This is a genomic window from Coprobacillus sp. AF33-1AC (assembly GCF_003475785.1).
GTDB lineage: Bacteria > Bacillota_I > Bacilli_A > Erysipelotrichales > Coprobacillaceae > Faecalibacillus.
Genome location: NZ_QRQB01000051.1, coordinates 1 through 501 on the forward strand (window position 1 = coordinate 1; position 501 = coordinate 501).

At 35.5% G+C, this 501-nt stretch carries 1 protein-coding gene; it reads left to right on the forward strand.

The annotated features are described in order from the left end of the window. Positions 1 to 161: 161 nt before the first annotated feature. Positions 162 to 501, forward strand: a 340-nt coding sequence (locus DWZ53_RS11375) for a transposase (protein WP_233541893.1), incomplete at its 3' end; no start/stop codon positions are given.

Below are 501 nucleotides of genomic sequence, written 5' to 3' on the forward strand. Positions count from 1 at the left end.
CAGACTGTTGACAAATTGACTATCGACAGTCTTTTTAAAATTTGTTAGAATATGAAAGGCAGAAATGTACTTCGTAAACCCAAAATTGTTGACATTTCTGCCTTTTATTGTGTCTAAAATGATATAATTATAGTGGGTTTACGGAGGATATCACAATGGCAATGACAAACAGAAACAATGCAAAATTAGATTGCATGATTTACTACACATTAAATGAATTAGTACCACAGGATCATTTGGTTCGTAAGATTGAGGAAGCTCTTGATTTTCGGTTTATCTATCCGAAAGTTCAGCATCTTTACAGTCGTCAAGGAAGACCGAGTATCGATCCTGTGGTTCTTTTTAAAATGCTCATCATAAATATCGTGTTTGGAATCAATTCTATGCGCAAGACATGTCAGGAGATCGAAGTCAATCTGGCATATCGCTGGTTTCTTGGATTGAGTATCGATGAGAAGATTCCAAACTTTTCTACATGGTCTCAGAACTATATTCGCAGAT